This window comes from Shewanella sp. WE21 (assembly GCF_002966515.1).
In the GTDB taxonomy this organism is placed as follows: domain Bacteria; phylum Pseudomonadota; class Gammaproteobacteria; order Enterobacterales; family Shewanellaceae; genus Shewanella; species Shewanella oncorhynchi.
The window spans coordinates 3833280-3858720 of the sequence record NZ_CP023019.1; the positions used below are offsets into that span (position 1 = coordinate 3833280).

Annotated in this window: 17 protein-coding genes and 1 rRNA gene; 14 read left to right on the top strand and 4 right to left on the bottom strand. The window is 46.2% G+C overall.

What is annotated here, in order from left to right:
- Positions 1-78 precede the first annotated feature (78 nt).
- Together CKQ84_RS17045 and cysZ are read right to left on the bottom strand one after the other, a co-directional pair.
- Entirely contained in the window at positions 79-2487 is a 2409-nt protein-coding gene (locus CKQ84_RS17045) for a carbohydrate binding family 9 domain-containing protein (protein ID WP_254053114.1), read from the bottom strand.
- A gap of 177 nt (positions 2488-2664) precedes the next feature.
- Positions 2665-3444 carry a sulfate transporter CysZ gene (cysZ, locus tag CKQ84_RS17050; protein WP_028760963.1) on the bottom strand — a complete coding sequence of 260 codons (780 nt, stop codon included), beginning with the start codon at positions 3442-3444 and terminating at the stop codon, positions 2665-2667.
- Positions 3445-3641: 197 nt separating this feature from the next.
- Between cysZ and CKQ84_RS17055 the strand changes: the two genes are divergently transcribed.
- The 12 genes from CKQ84_RS17055 (at position 3642) to CKQ84_RS17110 (ending at position 20290) form a co-directional block, all read left to right on the top strand.
- On the top strand, positions 3642-7058 hold the full coding sequence (locus CKQ84_RS17055) for a chromosome segregation protein SMC (RefSeq protein ID WP_105253099.1): 3417 nt from the start codon (positions 3642-3644) through the stop codon (positions 7056-7058).
- A gap of 23 nt (positions 7059-7081) precedes the next feature.
- The gene (zipA, locus tag CKQ84_RS17060; RefSeq protein ID WP_105252151.1) at positions 7082-8155 is read left to right on the top strand and encodes a cell division protein ZipA; all 1074 of its coding nucleotides are present in this window, start codon (positions 7082-7084) and stop codon (positions 8153-8155) included.
- A 103-nt stretch (positions 8156-8258) separates the two neighbouring features.
- Complete coding sequence (gene ligA, locus CKQ84_RS17065; RefSeq protein ID WP_105252152.1) at positions 8259-10316, top strand: NAD-dependent DNA ligase LigA; 2058 nt, start codon at positions 8259-8261, stop codon at positions 10314-10316.
- Between the two features lie 209 nt (positions 10317-10525).
- Positions 10526-11011 (top strand): DUF2919 domain-containing protein, encoded by a 486-nt coding sequence (locus CKQ84_RS17070; protein WP_105252153.1) that lies wholly within the window; start codon positions 10526-10528, stop codon positions 11009-11011.
- A 222-nt stretch (positions 11012-11233) separates the two neighbouring features.
- Positions 11234-12436: an HD-GYP domain-containing protein gene (locus CKQ84_RS17075; RefSeq protein ID WP_105252154.1), complete on the top strand. Its 1203-nt coding sequence runs from the start codon at positions 11234-11236 to the stop codon at positions 12434-12436.
- 56 nt (positions 12437-12492) lie between these two features.
- Positions 12493-13356, top strand: a complete 864-nt coding sequence (locus tag CKQ84_RS17080; protein WP_105252155.1) for an NAD(P)-binding domain-containing protein — start codon at positions 12493-12495, stop codon at positions 13354-13356.
- A 121-nt stretch (positions 13357-13477) separates the two neighbouring features.
- Entirely contained in the window at positions 13478-14098 is a 621-nt protein-coding gene (locus CKQ84_RS17085) for a thiol:disulfide interchange protein DsbA/DsbL (RefSeq protein WP_105252156.1), read from the top strand.
- A gap of 632 nt (positions 14099-14730) precedes the next feature.
- On the top strand, positions 14731-14997 hold the full coding sequence (locus tag CKQ84_RS17090; protein ID WP_006082142.1) for a DUF4212 domain-containing protein: 267 nt from the start codon (positions 14731-14733) through the stop codon (positions 14995-14997).
- Between the two features lie 11 nt (positions 14998-15008).
- Positions 15009-16745: a sodium:solute symporter family protein gene (locus tag CKQ84_RS17095; RefSeq protein WP_105252157.1), complete on the top strand. Its 1737-nt coding sequence runs from the start codon at positions 15009-15011 to the stop codon at positions 16743-16745.
- A gap of 201 nt (positions 16746-16946) precedes the next feature.
- Positions 16947-18794, top strand: a complete 1848-nt coding sequence (locus CKQ84_RS17100) for a DUF294 nucleotidyltransferase-like domain-containing protein (RefSeq protein ID WP_105252158.1) — start codon at positions 16947-16949, stop codon at positions 18792-18794.
- A gap of 1 nt (position 18795) precedes the next feature.
- On the top strand, positions 18796-19482 hold the full coding sequence (locus CKQ84_RS17105) for an exonuclease domain-containing protein (RefSeq protein WP_105252159.1): 687 nt from the start codon (positions 18796-18798) through the stop codon (positions 19480-19482).
- 214 nt (positions 19483-19696) lie between these two features.
- Entirely contained in the window at positions 19697-20290 is a 594-nt protein-coding gene (locus CKQ84_RS17110) for a lecithin retinol acyltransferase family protein (RefSeq protein WP_105252160.1), read from the top strand.
- Between the two features lie 87 nt (positions 20291-20377).
- Here the strand turns inward: CKQ84_RS17110 and CKQ84_RS17115 are convergent, their stop codons facing one another.
- Together CKQ84_RS17115 and CKQ84_RS17120 are read right to left on the bottom strand one after the other, a co-directional pair.
- Positions 20378-21445 carry a ketoacyl-ACP synthase III gene (locus tag CKQ84_RS17115; RefSeq protein ID WP_028760951.1) on the bottom strand — a complete coding sequence of 356 codons (1068 nt, stop codon included), beginning with the start codon at positions 21443-21445 and terminating at the stop codon, positions 20378-20380.
- Between the two features lie 91 nt (positions 21446-21536).
- On the bottom strand, positions 21537-22208 hold the full coding sequence (locus CKQ84_RS17120) for a GntR family transcriptional regulator (protein ID WP_028760950.1): 672 nt from the start codon (positions 22206-22208) through the stop codon (positions 21537-21539).
- A 468-nt stretch (positions 22209-22676) separates the two neighbouring features.
- Here CKQ84_RS17120 and gmhB point away from each other — a divergent pair, with 468 nt between their 5' ends.
- Together gmhB and CKQ84_RS17130 are read left to right on the top strand one after the other, a co-directional pair.
- A complete protein-coding gene (gmhB, locus tag CKQ84_RS17125) occupies positions 22677-23225 on the top strand; it encodes a D-glycero-beta-D-manno-heptose 1,7-bisphosphate 7-phosphatase (RefSeq protein ID WP_105252161.1) in 549 nt (182 codons plus the stop codon).
- Positions 23226-23880: 655 nt separating this feature from the next.
- Positions 23881-25425, top strand: a 16S ribosomal RNA gene (locus CKQ84_RS17130).
- The last annotated feature ends 16 nt before the right edge of the window (positions 25426-25441 follow it).

The window sequence follows — 25441 nt, forward strand, 5'->3', positions numbered from 1 at the left end:
AGCCCACATCGAGGAAGATGTGGGCTTTTTTATGTCAGTTGTTTGCCTAAGTTGCTTTCTGTTTAAGGCAATGATTGTTTATAGCAGCCATGCGTAACTTAACTTCATAAAGTAGGTTTTCTCGTCCCGCGTCAGGCGGCTTAACTCATCATTAGCCTGTAAACTATCAGAGTATCCGAGGTAGAACACACTCTGCGGATTGAGTTTATAACCGTAGAGGAGCTCATTGCCTAAATGCGCTTCCTCACTCTGCGGCGCCGAATATAAATACTGCGCCACATTGCGATTTATCCGGGTGTAAATGCTAGAAAGGCGAATAAAACTGTGTAGACTGAATTGCCAGTTGAGGCGTACATCGCTCAGATTAGCGGTAAAAAGCGCACCTTGTTCCACATCCATTTGCTGATAAACATGGGAGATATCGATAGAAAGTCCATTAGCAATTTTCCAATTGAGACTCGGGTTCATTTGCGTTTTAGTGCCCAGCCTATCATTGATAAAATCAATTTCATCGCCGTAGTACATTTCAAGCTCCATACTCAGGGGCGATAACGGGGTTACTGCGCCATAAAACCACACTTGGGTTTCATCATATAGTTGACTATTTCCGGCGATAGTGAGTTGTGAAGCATCGCGGCGAGGGCCCACCCGTTCACGGGTTTCTACACCAAAGGTGATTTCGCTTTGTAATGCGCCGAGGATTTCGATGTAGGCTTCATACTCTTCTTCAAGTCGTTCGCCTGCTTGGTTATGAGTGATATCCCAATCTCCCGCTAATTCCACCTTGTTAAAGGTGCCCGTAGGATACCAAATCAAACCCGCACCAGCCTCAAAGGTGCGGTAATCGATTTTTTCGACAAAGCCTAAATCGGCACGAAAATCGGGATCAACTGCGTTGTATTCACTGTAAGCAAACCAATTTCGTTCTTCGTGCTTAAAGGTTAACTGATATAAATTGCCGCCAAAGCGGTTATCAGATTGGCTACGTAATACTTGTTCGTTGAGTTGGCAGTGACCGAGTTCGCAATCAAGCTGAGATTGGCCACAGGGCAACCCATTACTAGGGTCATTTTCAGTATCAGTACAAAATTGACGATAGACTCCCGTGGGGTACTGAGTATCTGATTGGGCCACTTGCGCAGTGAAACTGTCCTGTGGTGTTGGTTGATATTTCGCATCCACACTAATGACATAGTTGTGGTAATCGGGTTGGCTGTTAATCCCATCGTGTGGGTTATTTACTGTACCATTGTGAGTGTTGTCACTGCTCGTTTTCGCGGTAAGTAATCCACCGATGGAGAAAGTTTTGCTCATGTCGAAACGATAACGTCCCGCAAGGTTCAAACTTTCTTGATCAAGCGAGGCAACCTCTGAGCTTAAATTTCCCGGTACCAAAAACGTGGTTTGGCTATCGTTACTCGCTAGCAGAGCTAAGGTGTGATCATCGCTCTTACTTGTCAGTTTGATACCATAGTCAGGTGCAACAATATTGCGGGTGTGCAGTAGATTTACCTGTGTGTCGAAATAGTCTTTATTATCCAAAAAGAACGGCCGTTTCTCATCATAGAACAAGGAGAAAGTGCTGTTCACATCGAGCTGGCCTGCATCGGATTCCACTTGGGAAAAATCGGGATTAATGGTGGCATTGAGTAAGGTGCTGGAATTAATGCCCCAGCGCAAGTCTACACCTGGCTCGAGATTGTTATCAGCTTCCCAGCCATCCGCCTGTTTATGTTCGTTACGGTTGGCGATAAAAGTCGGGGTGATTTGTACATCCTGTCCTTGTTCTGCCCCCGCCAAGCCAGAAGCCACACCTAACTGACAAAGTTGACAACTCGTATTACGGTCAATCTTATGGGTCGATAGGCGATGTTTTTCATTGCGTGGATAATAACGAATTAGCTCAAAGCCCCATTCTTGCAGGCTTTTCTTGTCGTCAAAGTTAAACAGTCTCAGTGGTAATTCGACTTCGACCTGATAGCCATCGGCGGTGATCTTGCCTGCGGATTTCCAAATACCATCCCATGCTTCGCTTTCTTCACCCGTTAGTTCGTTTTCAATTGAGTCTAATTGCACGCCAAGGGGATTAATAAAAAATTGGTACGCTAAACGGGCATTATTAAAAGTATCGAGTTTAATTCCGACTAAATCATCACTCCACAGCTTGTCTCTGTCCTTGAGTGTGGCCCGAATGAGTTTGGGATTAATGTCTTTGGCAGTAAATGCCACAAAAAGACTGGTTTTAGTCGCATAGACTCGCGCCTCGGTTTTCACTAATGCGGCAATGTTTTCCCCTGGTTGGGTTTCGTATTTGAGCTCTGTGACTGCGGCTTGTTGCCAAATGGCATCGTCCAACTCACCGTCGATATTGGCAGCACTGTTAAGTGTTGGAATGGCTAACTGAAATTGGCTGGCATAGCCAGCAAGACAAGTTACAGGTAGAAAAGTAAGACTAGATAAGATGATGGCTAAGATTGATTTCAACAAAAAAGACTCAAATAACACATTCGTGGCGCGCATTTTGCCAGAAAATGTGAGGTTAACAATAGCGAGTAATTGTTACAAGGTTTGCGTTGATTTTAACGAGGCGAAACATGATTGGATTATTGGGTCTAAAAAAATTGGGGAGCAGTGCTGAGCCATGACTCAGCACTGCTGGTGTTACTACTCGGGTGCGATGGCATGGTTGCGATACGCTTCACGATACTTATCGACCCACATGGCCGTCGCGCCACAAATCGCCACTGGCATGACGATAAAGTTGACTATGGGGATCATCGAAAATAGCGTCACAGTTGCGCCAAAGCTAAAACTGGTGCCACGGGTTTGATTCAAGGCAAAGCGCATATCTTTAAAACTGACCTTGTGGTTATCGAAGGGATAATCGCAGTACTGAATCGCCATCATCCAAGCGCTGAACAGAAACCATAAAATCGGCGCCAGCGTCTGGCCTACCATAGGCACTAAAAACAATAACAAAAATACCAGTGCGCGGGGCAGATAGTATTTGAGTTTGATCCACTCACGCCCAAGGATACGCGGTAAGTCTTTGATTAAATCAATACCAGAACCGGTATTCAGCTGCTTACCAGTTAATAGCTGCTCGACTTTTTCAGCCAACAGACCATTAAAGGGGGCAGCGAGCCAGTTCATGACGGAGCTAAATACAAAAGCAAGCATCACCAGCATAGTGGTGACGGCGAGTGGCCAAAGCAAAAAGTTTAACCAGCTTAAGTAGTCAGGGAGCTGGGCATTCATCCAAGTGAATAGCGTATCTAACTGGCCTATGGCTACATAAATGACGCCAGCAAACAGCAGAAGGTTAATCATTAACGGAATAAATACGAAAGTGCGCAGGCCTTTACGTGTGATTAAACCAAAGCCATCGAGAAAATAATTAACGCCACTTTTGGCTGGGAAGGGCAAGGTTTTTTTCTGTGTCATATCGTTTTTCCAAAAAGTTAAGCGACAGCTATATGCGATTGTGATCAACTCATGGACAGATGACAAGCTAAAAGCCGCATGAATTCAATAAAAAGCGTTACAAAATGCTGCCTGCTTTGTTAAAGTTGGCCGATAAATGCATTTGCACCGCTTGGCTCATTTTCGGGCCAGACTTCAGAGACGCGCTAACTGGCACCATGAGATTAAAACAGATAAAACTTGCCGGCTTTAAGTCGTTTGTCGATCCTACGAAAATTCCTTTTTTACAGGCATTAACCGCCATTATTGGCCCAAATGGCTGTGGTAAATCGAACGTGATCGATGCCGTGCGTTGGGTGCTCGGTGAAAGCTCGGCGAAGCACCTACGCGGTGATTCTATGGCCGATGTGATATTTAACGGTTCAAGCGCGCGAAAACCTGTGTCTGTGGCGGGTGTTGAACTTATTTTTGAAAACAAAGAAGGTCGCCTCGCGGGTCAGTATGCCAGTTATGAAGAAATCGTCGTTAAGCGTCAGGTGAGCCGCGACGGTGAGTCTTGGTATTTTCTCAATGGTCAAAAGTGTCGTCGTAAAGACATTACCGACTTGTTTATGGGCACAGGTCTTGGCCCGCGAAGTTATGCCATTATCGAGCAAGGCACTATTTCCCGCCTGATTGAATCTAAACCCCAAGACTTGCGCACCTTTATTGAGGAAGCCGCTGGGATTTCCCGCTATAAAGAGCGTCGGCGCGAAACTGAAAACCGTATTCGCCATACCCGCGAAAACCTCGAGCGTTTGGGCGATATTCGCAGTGAACTCGGTAAGCAGTTAGATAAACTCGCGCAGCAGGCTAAAGCCGCTAAACAATATCGTGAGCTTAAACAGGCCGAGCGTAAGACCCATGCTGAACTCCTTGTGATGCGCTATCAAGAGTTGCAAGCTCAGATGGCGAGCCTATCTGAGCAGATAAGTGCTATTGAAGTGCAGCAAGCGGCGGCGCAGTCACTCGCGCAAACCGATGAATTACAAACCACTGAATTGCAAGTACAACTCGCACAACTGGCGGAGCAAGAGCAGCGAGCGGTTGAAGCCTATTATCTGACTGGTACTGAAGTCGCTAAGTTAGAGCAACAGCTACAGAATCAAAAGCAGCGCGACGCCCAGCTCGAAACCCAGTTGGCGCAAGTCAAAGAGCAGATCCAACAAAACACCGATAAGCTTAACGGTTATAAAGCGAGTCTTAGCGCGTTAGAGCTTGAGCTTGCCAAACTTGGGCCACAGCATGATGAGCAACAAGAGATCATGGATGAGCTGCAATCCCAATGGGAAATGAGCATTGAACGCAGTCAGCAGCAGGCCGAAGTGGCGCGCCAACAGGCAGCGGATGTTTCTCAGCATAAGTTACAGCTTGAACTGCGTCGCAGCCAGTTAGTGCATCAGCAGCAATTACTGCAACACAAACAGCAGCAAAGTCGTGAGCAGCAGGCGCAACTTTCGGCGTTAATGGACGGTGATCTCGCATCGAGTATTACACCATTGCAGCAAGATATTGAGTCTTTGGATGATGCGCTCACACTGCAAAATGAAATTAATCATCAGCAAGAACAAAGTGTAAGTGCAAGTACGCAAGCCTTAGATGAAGCCCGTCATAGCGCTGAGCACATTCAGCAGCAATTAACCGCGACTAAAGCGCGCCATGAGCTGGTTGAACAGTGGTTGACTAAGCAAGAACAGCAGAGTGATAAACCGCAGTTATGGCAGAGTTTAACCGTTGAAAATGGTTGGGAAACAGCGGCGGAACTCGCCCTAAATGGCTTGTTGACCTTGCCCGTTGGCGTCACTGAAACTGAAATGGGGTTTCAAGCGTTAGCGTCACAATCAAGCCAAAGTGAATTTTTACAGGCTAAGGTGAATCTCGTCCCTTGGTTAGCGGGGCTTAAGTGGGCAAAGGATATCCATGCAGCGAAAGAACTGCTGCCACAGCTAACATCAGATCAACGGATTGTCACTGCCGACGGTTATCTACTGGGACAAGGTTTTTTAATCACTAAAACAGAGGGCGCCCAGTCACTGGTGCAACTCAGTAAAGAGCAAGCTCAGTTAGCGCAAAATATCCTCGATTTGCAACAATCCCTGCAGATTCGGCAAGACAAGATGACAGATCTTGCGGCTATTTTGCAGCAACAAAGACTGCAACTGACCGATGGCGCGCAAAAATTACATCAATTGCAGTTAGACAAAGCGACTAAGTCGATGCAGCTTAGTGGTTTAATCGAGCAAGTGAAGGCGCGCGTCGAACAGCAAAGTAAACTCGACGCGGCTTTAAGTACGAGTTTGATTGATATTGAACGCTTAAGCGAGCAATGCGAATTATTAGCAGAACAAGAAATGGAGCTCGATGAGACGCTGCAGGCTAGTGAAGATATTCAGCGGCAACTCATCCAAGACACACAGGCCGATAGTGTGCGCCATCAAGCATTAAAAGGGCGTATTACTGAGGTAGAACGTCAATTATCAGCCACTGCGACGGGTTTGCAAGCCGTGACTATGCGCATGGCCGTGAGCACGGAGCAAATTGAATTACAGCAAGTGCGTGTCAATGAACTCATCCACTCCCGCGAGTCTGTGTTAACAGAACTTGCCAAAGTTGCCCAATTGAGTGGGGTGCAAAATAGTGTGCAGTTGACTGAACAGTTAACGCAGTTACTAAAGCAACAACATGAGCAACAACAGGGCTTAAAAGAGGTTCGTCAGCAGCAAAGTGTGCTCACAGACACATTAAACCGTATAGGAATAAAGCAAAAACAAGAGCTTGGTAAGCTTGAGGACTTGACTCAAAGCCTGAGCACGTTAAAGTTACGTCGTGAAGGAATAAAAGGCCAAGCGAATAGTCAGCTGGAAGCCTTACAGGAACAGCAAATCATTCTGTCTGAAATCCTTGGAAACTTGCCCGCAGAGGGGATGCCAGACAAGTGGCAAAGTGATTTAGATCAAATACGGCAGAAAATTGTTCGTTTAGGTGCCATTAACCTTGCGGCGATCGAAGAATTTGAACAGCAAAGTGAGCGAAAATCTTATCTTGATCATCAAGATGACGATTTAAATAAAGGGCTTGCAACCTTAGAGGAAGCGATCCGTAAAATAGATAAGGAAACCCGAAGCCGCTTTAAGACGACATTTGACTCAGTCAACGAAGATCTCGGACGCTTATTTCCGAAAGTGTTCGGTGGCGGCCGAGCTTATTTAGCGTTAACTGACGACGATTTGCTAGAAACGGGCGTGACTATCATGGCCCAACCACCGGGGAAGAAGAACAGCACAATCCATCTTCTTTCGGGTGGTGAAAAAGCATTAACCGCTTTATCATTGGTATTCGCCATTTTTAGGCTGAATCCTGCTCCCTTCTGTATGTTAGATGAAGTGGATGCGCCATTAGACGATGCCAACGTAGAACGCTTCTGTCGATTGCTAAAAGAAATGTCACAGAGCGTACAGTTTATTTATATCAGCCATAACAAAATAACCATGGAAATGGCGGATCAACTTATTGGCGTGACTATGCACGAGCCCGGTGTGTCTCGTATAGTTGCGGTAGACATAGAGCAAGCGGTGGCGATGGCTGACGCTGGATAACTAGAAGAAAGACAGGGTAACCAATGGAAGATTTGCAACTAGTATTGTTCGTTTTAGGCGCCATAGCCATAGTTGCTGTGCTGGTGCATGGATTTTGGTCTATCAGAAGACAACAGCCTAAATCATTGAAAGATAGCCCAATGAGCAACTTTTATAAGAAACAGGCTGAGAAAGGTGAGCCGAGTCCGAAGCGGATCGATTCAGAAGGGTTCGATGCCGATGGTATTGGCGCCGTACGCGTGCGCAAAGCCGGTGAACTTGCATCTAACAACGAAACTCCTGCGGCCAATCCTTATTTGAAGCAGGAAGTAAAGCTAGAGCCAAAGCCTGAATTTAAACCACAAGAGTTTAAATCAGCAGAATTTAAACCAGAGTTGAAAGTTGGCCCTAAACACGAGCCTGTGACAGCTCAGCCTGATTTTAGCTTGCAGCCACCGGTGGTAAAAGAGCAACACCGTGGCCCGAAAGTCTCGCGTCAAGAGCCCGTTTTGAACACTCAAGCGAGCATGCAAACTCCGCCAATGGGCCAATCCCATGCGGCTATCGTCGCGCAAAAAGCAGCTGAACAGGAACATGCGTTACGTAGTGCAGCTCCGCAGCAAACGGCCTTGTTTGACGAAAATGAATATAAAGAAGATAGCTATCAAGAAGAGGTTGTTGAACAAGCCGCTGAAGATGAGTTAGGTGAACCACGCGACGTACTGGTATTACACGTGGTCGCTAAAGAGGGTCTACAGCTTAACGGCGCCGAATTGCTGCCTTGTTTCTTAACCTTGAATTTTAAATATGGCGATATGAATATTTTCCATCGCCATGTGGATAATGCTGGCAATGGTAAAGTATTGTTCTCGATAGCGAATATGCTAAAGCCTGGCGTGTTTGATCCTGATAATATGGAGCAGTTCAGTACCCAAGGCGTGGTGTTTTTCATGACTTTGCCTTGTTACGGTGACGCCCTAATGAACTTCTCGATTATGCTTAACTCAGCGCGTCAACTCGCGGATGATATCGATGCGGTCGTGCTTGACGGACAACGCCAACCTTGGGGTGAGTTCACTAAGCAAGATTATTTACACCGCATTCGCGCTAACGCTTAAGCCGACGCCGCAACTTGGCGGTTAATACATTGATGAGGCCGCGATTGCGGCCTCATTTTTTGTGATCTATTTTTTGTGATCTAAAGAATTCTGGATAAAGAATATGCAAGACATTCAACTCGATACACTTCTGTCTAAAGACGTCACCCCAGAAAACGCATCGCAGGTGATGCAGGCGCTCAGCCAATCGCTGAACGAGCACAACATTCGTTACTATGTGGACGATGCTCCGAGCATTACCGATTCTGAGTACGACAGGTTGATGCAGCGTTTACTCAAGTTAGAAGCCTTGTATCCCCATTTGATTGTCGCTGATTCACCGACTCAAAGGGTGGGCGGATTGGCACTGGCTAAGTTTGAGCAAATCACGCACCTTAAGCCTATGTTGAGCCTAGATAATGCCTTCGATGAGGCGGATTTCAGTGCTTTCCATAAGCGTGTCACTGATAAAGTGGGTGAGGTGAGTTTTTGTTGTGAGCCTAAACTTGATGGCCTTGCCGTGAGTATCTTGTATCGCCATGGTGTGCTTGAGCGTGCGGCGACGCGCGGCGATGGTTCAGTGGGTGAAGACATCACTGAAAATGTTAAAACCATTAAATCGATCCCGCTTAAATTACGTGGTCATGATTTTCCCGAGCTCGTTGAAGTGCGCGGCGAGGCTTTTATGCCAAAAGCTGCTTTTGAGGCTTTGAACGATAGAGCACGCGCCAAGGATGAAAAACTTTTTGTTAATCCGCGTAACGCAGCAGCCGGTAGCCTACGTCAACTCGACAGTAAAATTACCGCTGCCCGTTCATTGGCTTTTTATGCCTATGCGCTAGGGGTTGTTGAGCCCGATTCCCATCCGTTAGCTAAAACCCATTTTGAACAGTTGCAACAGCTTAAGTCGTGGGGTTTACCCGTAAGTAGTGAAATCAAAGTCTGCGCTGAACTAAGCCAAGTCTATGACTACTACAAAGACATTCTTACTCGTCGCGGCGATTTAGCCTTTGAAATTGATGGGGTAGTGATGAAAGTTAACGATATTGCCCAGCAGCAACGTTTAGGTTTTGTGGCTAAATCTCCCCGCTGGGCGATTGCCTATAAATTCCCTGCACAGGAAGAAATGACTCTGCTCGAAGGGGTTGATTTCCAAGTGGGCCGCACAGGTGCTGTGACGCCAGTCGCGCGCTTAAAGCCTGTGTTTGTTGGTGGCGTGACGGTATCGAATGCGACGCTGCACAATGCCGATGAAATTGCCCGTTTAGGCATTAAGGTCGGTGACACAGTGATCATCCGCCGCGCTGGCGATGTGATCCCACAAATTGTTGCCATAGTGCCCGAAAGACGCCCTGAAACAGCGACTGATATTGTATTCCCACACAATTGCCCTGTATGCGGCAGTTTAGTCGAGCGTCTCGAAGGTGAGGCGGTGGCGCGCTGTAGCGGTGGTTTATTCTGCGAAGCGCAGCGTAAAGAAGCGATTAAGCATTTTGCCTCCCGCAAGGCTTTAGATATCGATGGTATGGGCGACAAAGTCGTTGAGCAATTGATTGATAAAGAGTTAGTTCAAAGTCCTGCGGATCTGTTTAAGCTCACCGCTTCCATGATGACTATGCTTGACCGCATGGGGATGAAGTCGGCAACCAATTTAGCTGCCGCGATTGAAGCGGCCAAAACCACCACTCTTGCGCGTTTCTTATATGGCTTAGGTATTCGCGAAGTGGGCGAGGCGACGGCAGCAAACCTGGCGGCGCACTTTGCCAGTCTAGATGCGCTGCGGGTGGCAACTGTGGAGCAGTTAACCGAAGTGGAAGATGTTGGTGCTGTCGTTGCCCAGCATGTGGCCCATTTTTTTGCCCAGCCCCATAACCTTGAAGTTATTGATGCTTTAGTTGCTGCAGGTGTGCATTGGCCCGCCATTCAAGCACCTAGTGCAGATGCACAGCCGCTTAAAGGCCAAACTTGGGTATTGACTGGCACCTTAAATCAGCTCAATCGCAATGATGCTAAAGCGCAGTTGCAGGCGCTGGGGGCGAAAGTGGCAGGCAGTGTTTCCAAAAATACCGATTGTTTAGTGGCTGGTGAGGCGGCAGGTTCAAAACTGGCTAAAGCGCAGGAGCTTGGTGTTAAAGTGATGGATGAAGATGGGTTGTTAGCCCTTCTCGCGGCCAACGCTTGATTGGCGTCAGTTGAGAGAGCGTTGCCTTGTATCGAGGAGTGAATACCGCCGAATAGCCGATATTAAATAGTGCCTGGCCCAAGGCGCTATTTTTTTTGTCTGAAAATAATCACGGTGCGGAAAGATTATCTGCTTTGGCTATTGAATTAACTGCGATTGGCACCATCTCCTTGATATACTGTTTTAGATTTTGCTGATTGGAAACCTATTTGAATTTTAGTCACATCACTTGGCTCGATGATAAAGGCCACATTAAACCGCCCATCTTTTTATATGCGCTTTTGGCTTATCTCGCGCGTGGTTGGTGTATTTTTATCGCCTCGCTGACTCAGATGGGTGATCGTTCTGAGTTAGTGCGGATTTTTTACCCTGAAAAGTCAGATTTTTTGCTAGCACTCGGGGCGGGACTTGGCGCGGTTTTGATTTATCTTGTGGTGATTGCTGAACGTCGCCGTTCGCCTCAATGGTTAAGACCGATTTTTGTGCATTTAAAATGGGGGTTGTGGTTGCTGTTGATGATTGATGGCGTCTTGTTGGGTCAGCGGTTGATCCATGGCCAATTTCTGTTTCATTGGAGTCTTGCTTTAGATGCTTTAATGTTATTTTGGTCGAGTATTTATCTTATTAAATCGAAGCGACTCAGTTATTACCTCCGTGATTGGCCAAAAGAAGAAGCTAAAGAACTTCAGCCTTAGTTTTTATCGTATTGTTATATAATAACTTTATTTAGATCTGATCGGTGGGGCGCATGACGATGTGTTCTATCCCTCAGTTTGATAAGGATTTTTACCTTATTTCTCCATTGAATGCTTTGAATCATCTATAGTTATATGTACTTAGCTTAAATGTGCCCTGTTGGATACGCAGATAAGGCCATCTGTTTATATCCACATTACATTTGAAAGGAGTCATATTGCGTGGCAAAAGTACCTCAAAAAAAGTTGTTACTGTCAGAAATTCAACTTGGCATGAGAGTCAAGTTGCCTTTGTCATGGACGAACCATCCTTTTTTATTTAACCGTGTTGATATTAGCAGTGCCGCTCAAATCGAAATGATCCGTGGCTTAGGCGTCCCCTATGTTTTTTTGTTATCTGAATTGAATGCCGAACTGGATATTGTTGAAGAAGATGACATCGAAGATGAGATAGCAGTTGAACCCGAGCGTGATCTTAAGGCCGATACCCGTAAGGCGATGCGTTTGAGTCAGAAGCGTTTTTTAATGAATGTGAATAACTGCCGTAGTGTGTTTGGTAAAATAGTCAGCGATCCTGAAGGCGCCTATCGTTTATCGGCGGCACTGGTTGAAGACTTACTCAGCCATCTACAGGAAGTTGAAACACCGTTCCTAACATTAGTTGGAATGGATGATAATGATGTCAGTGTGACCCAACATGGCGTCTCTGTGGCTGTGCTGGCAATGATGATAGGTCATGCGCTGGATTTAACTCCAAGAGAGCTGCGTGATATTGCTCTTGGTAGTTTGTTACATGACATTGGTAAACTTAAGGTACCTGATGTTATTCGCCGTAAGCGAGGCGCTTTGACTACACACGAAGCAAGCTATTTGCAAATGCACCCTAATTTTGGCTTTGACATGCTGAATCGGTCGGGATTATTCCCTAAAGAAGTGCTGAATGTCATTTTACACCACCATGAGTTTGTTGATGGTTCAGGATTTCCTGACGGATTGACGGGTCATAAAATCCCTATCATTACGCAGATCGTGAGTTTGGCAAATGACTACGATCAACAGCTAAGTGGTCAGCAAGTGACATCTCCTCAAGTAGCATTAGGTTATTTGTTTAAAAACCGTGCGAGTAAACATTCAGAATCACTGATTTCTGTGTTGGTTAAAATTCTTGGCATCTACCCACCAGGAACTATAGTAAAGCTCTCCGATGACAGTATTGCGAAAGTGATCATGACCACCAAAGAAGTGAGTCAGCCCCAAGTGTGGGCCTGCAAAGAGGATGGCAGTGAACCATCGCTGCGTTTTTTAAGTAATGAAGGCGTGACAGTACAAAAAGCCATCAAGGCGGAAGAGTTGTCCGAGGGGGCGATTCGTACCTTACAAGTCGATAAAGGGATTAGTTTTTATTTTAGTTCGCTACAAACTTGAATCTTATGCGCTAAGTTCCGTATTCTATCCGCTGATGTGATTCCCTTAGGGCTAATATGGCGAATGTAAAAGCAGAAAACAGCGCAGTAAAATCCAGTGTTGCTTTGGTCGGTTGTGGATGGTTTGGTTTTGCTTTGGCAAAGCAACTTGTCCATGAGGGCTATCGAGTCACTGGCTGTAAGCGCAGTGCCGAAGAATTATCGGTATTAACTGAAGTCGGGATTGAAGCCTATCCGCTGCAATTGGGCCACGAAGCATCATCTGCCCCCGATGCTCAGGCGTTAAGCGGTTTATTTCAGACTGATTATCTGGTGGTCAATATTCCTCCACGGCTAAAGCGTGGTAATGCCGCTTATCTTGAAGAATTACAACAACTCATCGCATTAACTCAAGGCTGGCAATATCAGCGGATTGTGTTTATCAGCACTACGGGCGTATATCCGACCCAAGATAAATTGATGACAGAAGCCGATGCGATGGCAGAATCAAGCGATAGCCAAGTGCTGTTAGATGCTGAAGCTTTATTTCAAGCATTGCCCCATACCTGTATCGTTCGTTTTGCTGGACTCGTCGGTCCTAAACGTCATCCTGGGCGTTTTTTTGCTGGAAAAACCGATGTGAGTGGGGCGAATGTCGCGGTAAATTTAGTCCATCTTAGTGACTGTGTGCGCGCCGTTAGCGCCATTCTCGCGGCAACTCATTCTGGATTATCTGTGGCGCCGATTTATAATCTTTGCGCACCTTCACATCCGACTAAAGCTGAGTTTTATCAAGCTGCTGCTGAATCTCTAGGATTAGTCGCGCCAGAATTTAATCAACAATCTATGCCGAGTAAAGTCATCCAAGCTGACGCGATTGTCACAGATTTAGGCTTTCAATATCAGTATGTTTCGCCGCTGGATATGCTAGCGGCATGTTGAGAAAGGTTCATTACTGTAAAAGGTAAAAGCCGAACTTTTAGGTTATCTTTGGGTCCCAAGTTTGCTTGAGCAAATGTGTAATCCTTATTTAAACAAACGACGAATAAAAAGAGACAATATAATGAGCGTGTTTAATCGAGTTCGACCTATAGCAGTATTTGCGTGCGGATTAATGCTGAGTGCTAGCTTTGCCCTGCAGGCTGCAAGTTTCGAAGAAGGCAAGGATTATGTCACTGTGGCGGGCATTACCGAAACGCAAAAGCCAGTGCTGCGGGAGTTTTTTTCTTATAACTGTACACATTGTTATAAGCAAGAACCGCTCATTGAGTCGACAGTAAAGCTGCTTGGCAAAGATGTGGCCTTTGAGCGTACACCCGTTGGTGCAGGTCGTCCCGCTTGGGAATTGAGCCAGTTTGCCTATTATATGGCGCAAAAATTAAAGATGACTAAGCAAACCCATGGTGCCATTTTTAAGCAAATTCATGAGAAAGGTGAGCAATTTACCACCCTTGAGCAAGTAAAAGCCTTTTTCCTTGCCCAAGGCGCTAAGGCGGATGATGTCGATGCCGCGATGAATTCCGTCGATGCTAAATTCACCCTAATGAATTATGACTCTCAAGCTGAGCTTGCTGGGATCAAGGGGGTACCGTCATTACTGGTTAATGGCCGTTATATGCTGACCTCAACCGCACATACCGCAGAAGAATTGGCGGCGTTAGTGAAGTTTTTAGCTGCGAAGTAACGGCATTTTATAGACGGACGGCGCGCGATGTATCATGCGATGAAAGTTGCTTGTTGCGAGTAACGCTTAGTCACGTTTCCTCAAGGTCGATTGAGTAACCCAGCATAGGCTGGGTTATTTTTTGTTGTAAACCTGCAAGGTGACTGTGAGTCAAACCCTAACATTTTGACGAAATAACATGATGAAATAAAACGGTAAGCAATTGGCCTGACCTAGGTTTGATGAGAGATTTAACGTCTCTAATTAATTGAGGAACTCATGATTAAAATTCTCAATAATCTAGGCTAAAAACCTCAAGTTATCTGATTTTTAGCCAGTCTAGAGCCGTATTAAAGGTCATTTAAATTTCTAATTTCCCTAGTTCAGACAATAAGTTATTTCTATTTATTGGATGAAAATCCTCTTTCTCCATTCACATCCCACTCATTCATGTTCGACATTGGTCTAATCTGTTTAAAAAGTTAAAACCGCATCAAAATGTAATATCATTGTTAACTCTTTGAATTTGTTTCTGTTCGCTATTTTCGGACAGTGTTTTGAATCACGGGTTAGACGAAAGTCGTGATTGTGCTCACTCCAGCTGTTGCTAGATTAAACATGACTTAAAATTAAAACAGCACAGGGGAGTCACTATGGGTTTTGAAAACAACGACAAGGCAAAGGGTTATTGGCGCGAGAATATTCGTCTCGTACTGAGCTTATTAGCCATTTGGGCGGCAGTTTCTTTTGGATGCGGCATTTTATTGGTTGATGTACTCAATGAAGTCCATTTCATGGGATTCAAATTAGGTTTCTGGTTTGCACAACAGGGATCTATGTATGTATTCGTTGCGCTTATCTTTGTCTACGCGGCAAAAGCCAACGCCTTAGATAAAAAATATAACGTACAAGAAGACTAAGGAGCTTTGAGATGGATGTTCAAACACTCACATATATTATCGTAGGGCTCTCCTTTGCGCTCTACATTGGGATTGCAATCTGGACCCGTGCGGGTTCAACCAAAGAGTTCTATGTTGCTGGTGGCGGTGTTCACCCTGTGGTGAACGGTATGGCAACGGCGGCAGATTGGATGTCAGCGGCGTCATTTATTTCGTTAGCGGGTATTGTGTCTTTCGTCGGTTACGATGGTAGCGTGTATTTGATGGGCTGGACGGGCGGCTACGTATTGCTTGCCCTTTGTATGGCACCGTATTTACGTAAATTTGGTAAGTTTACTGTGCCAGATTTCGTCGGTGAGCGTTATTACTCACAGGCGGCACGTACAGTCGCGGTTATCTGTGCCATCTTTATTTGCTTTACGTATATTGCAGGGCAAATGCGCGGTGTGGGTGTTGTGTTCTCGCGCTTCCTTGAAGTGGAGGTGGATACGGGCGTATATATCGGTATGGCGGTCGTGTTCTTCTACGCGGTACTCGGTGGTATGAAAGGGATTACCTACACTCAGGTTGCCCAATACTGCGTACTGATTTTCGCCTTTATGGTTCCGGCTATTTTCCTTTCAGTGATGATGACAGGCCACTTAGTTCCGCAAATTGGTTTTGGTGCTGAGTTACTGGATGCCGCTGGTAATAATAGCGGGGTGTATTTGTTAGAAAAACTCAATAACGTTTCGGTTGAGCTCGGCTTTGCACCTTACACCGACGGTTCTAAGAGCATGATAGATGTGTTCTGTATTACGGGTGCCTTGATGGTGGGTACTGCGGGTTTACCCCATGTTATCGTGCGTTTCTTCACTGTACCTAAGGTGAAAGATGCACGTATCACTGCCGGATGGTCGCTTGTTTTTATTGCGATTATGTACACCACAGTGCCTGCGTTAGCAGCGTTCTCCCGCGTGAACATGATTGAAACTATTAACGGTCCCGATTCTAAAGGTGTGGCTTATGAGTCTGCACCAGATTGGATTAAGAACTGGGAAAAAACCGGTTTGATTAAGTGGGATGACAAAAATGGCGACGGTAAAATTTACTATTCGTCAGGTAAGATTGAAGATCCCGCTAGCAAAAATGAAATGAAGATTGATAACGATATTATCGTACTTGCTACGCCAGAAATCGCTAATTTACCAGCTTGGGTTATCGCCCTCGTGGCGGCGGGTGGTTTAGCAGCAGCGTTATCAACATCTGCAGGCTTGCTATTGGTGATTTCAACGTCGGTTTCACACGACCTATTGAAAAAGAATTTAATGCCTAACCTTTCCGATAAAAAAGAGCTGCTATACGCTCGCTTGGCGGCAGGTATCGGCATTGTGATTGCGGGTTACTTTGGGGTGAACCCTCCTGGTTTCGTGGCGGCAGTGGTGGCATTCGCCTTCGGATTAGCGGCTTCCTCACTGTTCCCTGCCATTGTTATGGGTATTTTCTCTAAGACAATGAATAAAGAAGGTGCGATTGCCGGTATGTTAACGGGTCTACTGTTTACTGCTGGTTATATCATCTACTTCAAGTTTGTTGATCCAACGGCTAACGTAGCTGCTAACTGGTTCCTGGGTATTTCACCAGAAGGTATTGGTATGGTAGGCATGTTAGTGAACTTCGGTGTGGCAGCGATAGTGAGTCGAGTCACTGCGGCAACACCACTGCATGTTCAGGAGATGGTTGAATCTATTCGTTTCCCTAAAGGTTCGGGTGAAGCAAGCGGCCACTAACCTTACTGCGTAATGATGAGTATCAACACAAGAGAGCGCTTCGGCGCTCTTTTTTTATTGCCTCTTTTGGCCTGCCTTTATCACTCTGTGGGGAGTCACTTTATTATGCTTGCGGCTGACTTTAGTCGAATGTAGCGTAGCGACAATGCAGGCTATAGTGATGACATCTCAGTAAAAATTCGCCTAAAGAAGGTGTTGCCTATGAATGCCAGTGAGTTACAACCCGTAGTGCAATTTCTACAGGGACTTGTGCCCTTTGATGCTCTGCCTGAGGATGTCGTCGTGCGCTGCGCTAAGGCTGTTACTGTTGGGTATTACAGCAAAGCCTCTGGTTATGTTAATTTCGACGCGAATTCGCCTAAGTTGTATATGGTGCGTAGCGGCGCCTTTGAGGTGCGCGATCCTGACGGCGTGTTGGTGGATAGAGTGGGCGAGGGTGAGTTTTTTGGCTTTTCTACTTTGTTATCAGGGGAAAAAGTCGTTAATAAAGTCGCTATTCTTGAAGACGGTCTAGTTTATCATCTGCCCCAAGCCTTGTTTGATAGCCTTAGGAGTGAGAGTCGTCACTTCGATAAGTTTTTTACCCGCGCCTTCGCAAAGCGTTTACGCCATGAGGCCCGCTTTAAGGCAAAGGATCTGACGACCACAAGTCGGATAAGTACCTTGATGTCTTCCACTCCCATCGTTATAGATGCCCAAGCTAGCGTGACTCAGGCGGCACTCTTGATGCGAAATCGCCGAGTATCGTCCTTATTGGTGACGGATAATCATAAATTGGTTGGCATCTTAACCGATAAGGATTTGCGTAATCGCGTGTTAGCAGCAGGGCTTGATGGCAGCGTTGCTGTGCATCAAGCCATGACGGTTTCACCTATCTCTATTTCCTCCAATGCATTGATTTTTGAAGCCATGCTGCTGATGAGTGAGCATAACATTCATCACTTACCTATTATCGATCAAGATAAAGCTATCGGTATGGTGACCAGTACCGACATCTTGCGCGGGCAGGGCTCACAACCGCTACTGTTGATTGGTGAGATTGAACGGCAGCAGGATCTTGCCAGTTTAATTGGTGTCAGTAAGCAAATTCCCCTATTGCTGCAAAATCTTATTAGTGCCGATGCCAGAGCTGAAGAAATTGGCCGAGTGTTAACCTCTGTCACCGATGCGCTGACGCGGCGATTAATCTTGCTCAATCAACAATTGCTTGGTGAACCGCCAATGGCCTTTTGCTGGTTGGCATTTGGCTCCCAGGGACGACAAGATCAGGCTGCGTGTTCAGATCAAGATAATGGCTTGTTAGTCGCAGAAGAGATGGATGATTTTGCTAAAGGTTATTTTGATGCCTTAACCCATGCCGTGTGCGCAGGGCTTGACCAATGCGGTTATGAATTTTGTCCCGGCAATATTATGGCGCAAAATCCCCAATGGCGGATGTCACTCAAACAGTGGCAACAGGTATTTGAAAAATGGGTCATAACGCCTGAGCCTAAGGCGTTAATGCACGCCAGCATCTTCTTCGATATGCGATCGGTTTACGGTCCACAAACTCTTTTTGATGCCTTACAGGATAAAGTCTTGGCTCAAACCCGCGATAACGATATTTTTCTCGCGGGTATGACAGGCAATTCGCTGGTGGAGTCACCGCCGCTTGGATTTTTCCGCAAATTTGTACTCGAGCGGGATGGTAGCGAAGTTAAAGGCATAGATTTGAAGCATAAGGGCAATGCTTTGATCAACGATATTGCCCGTGTTTATGCCTTGTCTGCGGGCATTAAAGAAGTGAATACCGCAAAACGTATTCGTGCCTTGATGGATGCGAATATTCTCAATCGACAAGATGCGCTCAATTTGGCTGATGCCCACGAGTTTATCGCCCATATGCGGTTATCGAACCAAGGTTATCAACATAATCTAGGGGTAGAGGTGAGTAATTATTTGCTGCCCGGGCATTTATCTTCGCTGGTTCGTCATCAGTTACGTGACGCTTTTAAAGTCGTACATGAGGCGCAGGCGGGTATGAAGATGAAATTTATGCGAAGTTTTTGATATGAATACATTGTTGCTGAAAACTCAGCTCAATTGGCGGGCGCTGCGTTGCCAACATCATTTATTTAAAGGCTATTATCAGTCGCTGTTGCCTTTGCTTGCAATGCCGTTATCCGAAGCGCCGTTAACGGCGATGGATTTGGAGATGACAGGGCTCAATCCACAGCAAGACCAAATTCTCAGTATTGGATTGGTGCCGATTGAGCGCGGTGAGATCCCGTTGGCACGCGCCGAGCAAAAGTTAGTGCAAATTCGCGGTAGTGTAGGCCAAAGTGCGACGATCCACGGCATTCTTGATAATCATTTGGTACAAGCCGTCACCATTGAGGAAGCCATGGGCTGGTTTATCAATCAAACCTATGGACGCGTGCTGGTGGCACATCATGCCCCTTTAGATTGTCGTTTTTTACAGCAGGATTTATTGACGATTTATCATCAAGCCCTTGTTTTACCTGCAATCGATACTTTAATGATTGAAAAACACCGTTTACTACGGGAACATTCAGTGATTAAAGAGGGGAGCTTGCGTCTCGGAGCTTGCCGCGAACGTTACAGTTTACCCATTTATACAGCCCATAGCGCACTGACCGATGCCTTAGCTTGTGGGGAATTATTACTCGCGCAAATGGCCGCCATGGGCGGTGCGGCAAAGCTTACTGTGGCTGATTTACTGCAAAAATCGACTTAGTCAGTGCTAACAGAAATCACTCTTTGTGGTGAGTGAATTCATTTGAGATGGATTGGTTTCACTTTGATTTCACTTTGATTTCATCTTAGGTTAATCACTGACAGGCTAAACTCAGTTGACATTTAATCCTCTGTTCAAATTCAACCTGCCGTTAACTTGGCAATCCAACCAACTTGTACTTCACTCTACTAAGTTGAGTGTGTAGGAGAATATGATGCCGTTACCTTTACTTTGGGTGGGTGGTGCCGTAATCGGTGCGGTTTTGCTGGCCGATGAGCGCCAGCAGCGTCAACAGCTTGAGCGTGACAGATTACTCGGTAATGCCCCTAAGTATCCCGTTGCCAATCGCGCTATGGTGGCACCGCCGAGTCAATGGCAAAAGGGATTAAAACAAGTATCGCCAATTCCTGGGAGTATCGTCTGTTGTTATGTTTTTGGCGTGATTGAGCATACTGGCATTTGGCTTGGTGATGATTGCCTCGTAGAGTTACATGGCTCAGGGCTGGTACGGGCTGTATCGGTAAAGCGTTTTTTAGCGGGACGGACCGGTAGCCAAATCTATCTTGCCTGTAATCACCAACATCAGCCTCTTATTGCCGACTCTGTGTTGCCCCGCGCTGAACGGGCGATTTATCAGTATCGGGAATATGATTTATTCGACAATAATTGCCATCGATTTGTCTGGTCTTGTATTAGTGGCAGCGAAGGCGTGATTAAAGGCTTTAACGAGTTAAATCAAAAACTCGCCGAACATTTTAATCAAGCTATCTATTGGGATGAGATGATCATTAGCAAGCTGAATGAATAAGTTCTGTAGTCATAAACTAAAAAAGCCATCGCTTAAGATGGCTTTTTGTTTTAGTGAAACACTATGTAATCGTTTTGCAAAAACCGTTTACGGCTTACAAAAATAATCTACAGCGCGTTTGACTAACTCTATGCCTGTTTTATCGCAAGGTGGTAACTCGGCATCACTGATATTGATAGGTGTGACGCGATTTCCCCATTGCAGCAAGAGTGCGGCAGAGGTTAAGCCTGCGCCAAAGGCACAAGAGAGTATGGTTTGATTCGGCTTGATAATGCCTTGTTCTAACGCATCACAAATGGCAATTGGAATCGTCGCCGCCGAGGTATTGCCATAATTAGCGATGTTCACGAAGGCTTTTTCTTTCGGGATTTTCATTCGGCTAACTAAGGTATCAATAATACGTTCGTTGGCTTGATGCGGGATCACGAGATCCACTTCATCCTTATCAACACCACATTTTTCAAGCACTTTAGTGCTCAATTTATTCATTCCGTTAATCGCACGCTTGAAGATTTCTTGGCCATCGAATTCAATGAAAAAGTCCAATGAGTCGGCTGAGAATCTATCCATCGCCGTGCCAAAGCCCGCTTTCAGAATATCACGACCTTCAGGATCGTTATTCAGTTCATAACCGAGCACGCCACCGGCAACATCTGTCGCTTCAACCACAACGGCACCTGCACCATCACCAAATAGCACTGCGGTTTCGCGGCGTGACCAATCTAAATAGAAAGATAAACGTTCAGCACCAATGACTAATACTTTCTTACTCTGGCCACTCTTGATTTGTGAGCTGGCTAAACCTAATCCATATAAGAAGCCACTGCAGGCAGCATTGATATCGAATGCGGCACAACTGGCGCCAATATTAGCTTGTACAGTGGATGCAATATTTGGGATCAAAGTGTCTGGGCTGGCACTGGCCAGAATGATCATGTCGATTTCACTGCCATCAATACCTGCAGCTGCGAGCGCACGTTGTGCTGCAACTGAAGCAAGTTCAGAGGTATTTACATGACTGATATGGCGCTGGCTGATCCCTGTGCGAGATTTAATCCATTCGTCGGATGTCTCGATAAAGGTCGCAAGATCATCGTTGGTCAGCGTGGCTGGTGGAACACATTTGCCCCAACCAGTGATAGTGGCGTACTGCATGGTGGTTTCTCTCAAATAAAAAAGGCAGAACCTGAGCGCTGCCTTGAATCGACAACAAAGCTTATCGGCAACTCTAATGGCCGTCCGTGATCTAGACCACCTGTTTGGCGACGAGATCTCGAATTGTCATTGCGGCATGCAGAATATGATGACGCAGTAGCGCCGTCGCTTTTTCTGTTTCTCTCAGTTTGCAGTGGTTGAGCAAAGCCCTGTGCTCATGCTCTGCGGCAGGAATTCCCCCCGCGAGCAATAACTGCAAACGAATGTATCTATCACAATTAGTATTGAGGCCGTGAACAACCTCAAGGGTGTGTGGGCGATTAGCCGCCTGATATAAGCAAGTGTGAAATTGCGTATTCAACTCGCTCCAACTGGCGACGGCATCTTCATGTTTGAAGGCCGACTCCAATTGTTCGAGTACACGTTCTGCTTTTTCTAAATCAGCCTCTTGAAGTCGTGGGATCGCTTTCGCAAGCAGATCGGTTTCGATCATTGCACGTAATTCAAAGAGTTCGGTGACTTGTTCGACGGATAAAACGGTCGCAGTCGCACCTTTATGGGGCTCAAACTTAACGAGTCCTTCAGCTTCGAGTTGCAATAATGCTTCTCTTACCGGAATACGGCTGACATTTAACGCTTCAGCCAAGGCACTTTGTCTGAGGGGTTCTCCTGCGGCTATGTCACCTGAAAGAATTCTCTCTCTGAGCACTTCCACAACTAACTGGGTGCGGGTTTTGTGGACGATAGGCGTAGTTCGACTCATTATTTCCGTCTATTTCGGGTATTTTCTCGTTATTTGCCCAAGATTACCGTTAAAAACACCACAAATAAAGGGAAATGCTTGATTGAGTGCAGCATCTAAGAGACTAACAATGCCCAAAAGACGGGTTTTTTTGTGGTTTTCTCTTACGATTTGAAGCGCATTACTTGCGAGTGGCTTCGATGGCAACGGTGGCAATTATTTGTAAAAACGCTGTTCAGCTTCTTCGATTGAGTATTTTGATTAAAACAGTGCAATTACACATTTCACTGCTGGATTTTTTGGACTCTAATTTGGTGGGACAATTGCTATCTCGCATAGACACAAGCTGTGCATAGAGATTTGCCTGTACAGTCACGAAATATCACTAACGCGCAATTTAGCACCAAAAGCATAACTTCAGCGGTGCAATTTCTGATAATGAATGGAATAATAGCGCGATAACGCCTTAGGCGATTTGGGAGTATTACAGTGAGTCGAGCAGTATTTTTAGACCGTGATGGTGTGATTAACAAAGACCATGGTTATGTCCACCTAGTGGATGACTTCGAATATATTGACGGTGTGTTTGAATCTTGCCTCTCTTTAAAGGAAATGGGCTACAAGTTAGTTGTTGTTACTAATCAATCTGGTATTGCCCGTGGGATGTACACTGAAGACCAATTCCACAGCTTAACGGAGTGGATGGATTGGAACTTTGCCGATAAAGGGGTGGAGCTCGATGGTATTTACTATTGCCCGCATCATGCCGAGAAAGGCATAGGGGAATATAAGGTCGATTGTGATTGCCGCAAACCTAAGCCGGGTATGCTTAATGATGCGGCGCAATTCTTAAAAATCGACTTAGCACACTCAGTCATGGTTGGCGACAAAGCCGAAGATATGCAGGCTGCGAAAGCGGCGGGCGTGACTACTCGTATATTAGTGCGCAGTGGTAAGGTTATTGCTGATGACAGTGATGCCACTGTGGTACTCGACAGTATTGCCGATGTGCCGTCTTACTTAAAAAGCCTAGGCTAGTCGCTACGCTATTACTTATAAGCAGATAAACATTTGCTTATAAGTTCATCTCAAGTAGCTACTATCACAGTAGCCAGTAGCGTGGGTTGTTGCTCTTGTTGAATGGAAGCTTGCGTTAAAAGCGATCTAACATGGCATAAAGAGCTAACCAATAGGTTGGCTCTTGTCATTTCTAGCGCTGGATTAATCTCATCTTTGCCCTTAATTCAGCATAGATTCGATAATATTGGCGTTAAAACACACTTTTAGTTTAAAAAGTGTGCGCTTGAATCGTTTTTCGTAATTATTCGCGCCAAAGGGGTTGCGGTAAAATCTGACATCCCTATAATGCGCATCCACTGACCCAGCGGGGTCAAGGGTTAAACGCTGAATAAGCTGATAACCATGCTCTTTAACAATTTATCAAGCAAATCTGTGTGGACACTCACAGGTGTTGAGTTAATCGAAACTGCTTAACCTTCGGGTTGGCAGTCAAAAATTTAAATCAATGTTTTCAAGTCATTCTCCTTAATGGGAAGCATGATTGAGTGTTCATAGTAATATGTACATACAGTAATGTATGAATTGAAACGCGATGCTTATTAGTGAGCAAAGCGAATCAAAACAGTAGAATTCATTGAGCCGCTGAAGTCGCAAGACAGAAGCAACAAAACTTTAATTGAAGAGTTTGATCATGGCTCAGATTGAACGCTGGCGGCAGGCCTAACACATGCAAGTCGAGCGGCAGCGGGAAGATAGCTTGCTATCTTTGCCGGCGAGCGGCGGACGGGTGAGTAATGCCTAGGGATCTGCCCAGTCGAGGGGGATAACAGTTGGAAACGACTGCTAATACCGCATACACCCTACGGGGGAAAGGAGGGGACCTTCGGGCCTTCCGCGATTGGATGAACCTAGGTGGGATTAGCTAGTTGGTGAGGTAATGGCTCACCAAGGCGACGATCCCTAGCTGTTCTGAGAGGATGATCAGCCACACTGGGACTGAGACACGGCCCAGACTCCTACGGGAGGCAGCAGTGGGGAATATTGCACAATGGGGGAAACCCTGATGCAGCCATGCCGCGTGTGTGAAGAAGGCCTTCGGGTTGTAAAGCACTTTCAGTAGGGAGGAAAGGGTGTAGTTTAATACGCTATATCTGTGACGTTACCTACAGAAGAAGGACCGGCTAACTCCGTGCCAGCAGCCGCGGTAATACGGAGGGTCCGAGCGTTAATCGGAATTACTGGGCGTAAAGCGTGCGCAGGCGGTTTGTTAAGCGAGATGTGAAAGCCCTGGGCTCAACCTAGGAATAGCATTTCGAACTGGCGAACTAGAGTCTTGTAGAGGGGGGTAGAATTCCAGGTGTAGCGGTGAAATGCGTAGAGATCTGGAGGAATACCGGTGGCGAAGGCGGCCCCCTGGACAAAGACTGACGCTCATGCACGAAAGCGTGGGGAGCAAACAGGATTAGATACCCTGGTAGTCCACGCCGTAAACGATGTCTACTCGGAGTTTGGTGTCTTGAACACTGGGCTCTCAAGCTAACGCATTAAGTAGACCGCCTGGGGAGTACGGCCGCAAGGTTAAAACTCAAATGAATTGACGGGGGCCCGCACAAGCGGTGGAGCATGTGGTTTAATTCGATGCAACGCGAAGAACCTTACCTACTCTTGACATCCACGGAATTCGCTAGAGATAGCTTAGTGCCTTCGGGAACCGTGAGACAGGTGCTGCATGGCTGTCGTCAGCTCGTGTTGTGAAATGTTGGGTTAAGTCCCGCAACGAGCGCAACCCCTATCCTTATTTGCCAGCACGTAATGGTGGGAACTCTAGGGAGACTGCCGGTGATAAACCGGAGGAAGGTGGGGACGACGTCAAGTCATCATGGCCCTTACGAGTAGGGCTACACACGTGCTACAATGGCGAGTACAGAGGGTTGCAAAGCCGCGAGGTGGAGCTAATCTCACAAAGCTCGTCGTAGTCCGGATTGGAGTCTGCAACTCGACTCCATGAAGTCGGAATCGCTAGTAATCGTGGATCAGAATGCCACGGTGAATACGTTCCCGGGCCTTGTACACACCGCCCGTCACACCATGGGAGTGGGCTGCAAAAGAAGTGGGTAGCTTAACCTTCGGGGGGGCGCTCACCACTTTGTGGTTCATGACTGGGGTGAAGTCGTAACAAGGTAGCCCTAGGGGAACCTGGGGCTGGATCACCTCCTTACCTATACGACTAACTT

Excerpts from the sequence above, each read along its gene's own strand:
- cysZ (WP_028760963.1), bottom strand. The coding sequence starts at position 3,444 with ATGACACAGAAAAAAACCTTGCCCTTCCCAGCCAAAAGTGGCGTTAAT.
- CKQ84_RS17055 (WP_105253099.1), top strand. The coding sequence starts at position 3,642 with ATGAGATTAAAACAGATAAAACTTGCCGGCTTTAAGTCGTTTGTCGAT.
- zipA (WP_105252151.1), top strand. The coding sequence starts at position 7,082 with ATGGAAGATTTGCAACTAGTATTGTTCGTTTTAGGCGCCATAGCCATA.
- ligA (WP_105252152.1), top strand. The coding sequence starts at position 8,259 with ATGCAAGACATTCAACTCGATACACTTCTGTCTAAAGACGTCACCCCA.
- CKQ84_RS17080 (WP_105252155.1), top strand. The coding sequence starts at position 12,493 with ATGGCGAATGTAAAAGCAGAAAACAGCGCAGTAAAATCCAGTGTTGCT.
- CKQ84_RS17085 (WP_105252156.1), top strand. The coding sequence starts at position 13,478 with ATGAGCGTGTTTAATCGAGTTCGACCTATAGCAGTATTTGCGTGCGGA.
- CKQ84_RS17090 (WP_006082142.1), top strand. The coding sequence starts at position 14,731 with ATGGGTTTTGAAAACAACGACAAGGCAAAGGGTTATTGGCGCGAGAAT.
- CKQ84_RS17095 (WP_105252157.1), top strand. The coding sequence starts at position 15,009 with ATGGATGTTCAAACACTCACATATATTATCGTAGGGCTCTCCTTTGCG.
- CKQ84_RS17100 (WP_105252158.1), top strand. The coding sequence starts at position 16,947 with ATGAATGCCAGTGAGTTACAACCCGTAGTGCAATTTCTACAGGGACTT.
- CKQ84_RS17105 (WP_105252159.1), top strand. The coding sequence starts at position 18,796 with ATGAATACATTGTTGCTGAAAACTCAGCTCAATTGGCGGGCGCTGCGT.
- CKQ84_RS17110 (WP_105252160.1), top strand. The coding sequence starts at position 19,697 with ATGCCGTTACCTTTACTTTGGGTGGGTGGTGCCGTAATCGGTGCGGTT.
- CKQ84_RS17115 (WP_028760951.1), bottom strand. The coding sequence starts at position 21,445 with ATGCAGTACGCCACTATCACTGGTTGGGGCAAATGTGTTCCACCAGCC.
- CKQ84_RS17120 (WP_028760950.1), bottom strand. The coding sequence starts at position 22,208 with ATGAGTCGAACTACGCCTATCGTCCACAAAACCCGCACCCAGTTAGTT.